Genomic DNA, 273 nt, shown 5'->3' on the forward strand with positions numbered 1-273 from the left:
TGTCGATGAACCCGTTCGACGAGATCGCGGTCGAGGAGGCGATCCGGCTCAAGGAAAAAGGCACCGCGACCGAAGTTATCGCCGTGTCGATCGGGGTGAAGCAGGCCCAGGAAACCCTGCGCACCGCTCTGGCCATGGGCGCCGACCGCGCCATTCTGGTCGTCGCCGCCGATGACGTTCATCAGGACATCGAGCCGCTGGCCGTCGCCAAGATCATCGCCGAGGTCGCCAAGGCCGAAGGCGCGGATCTGGTCATCGCCGGCAAGCAGGCGA

The 273-nt window shown here is 65.6% G+C and carries 1 pseudogene; it reads left to right on the forward strand.

The features are described from left to right. Positions 1-273: pseudogene (locus IB235_RS24910) on the forward strand (electron transfer flavoprotein subunit beta/FixA family protein); the annotation flags it as partial.

The sequence above is a fragment of the Paracoccus sp. PAR01 genome (genome assembly GCF_014851995.1).
GTDB classification, from domain to species: Bacteria; Pseudomonadota; Alphaproteobacteria; order Rhodobacterales; family Rhodobacteraceae; genus Paracoccus; species Paracoccus litorisediminis.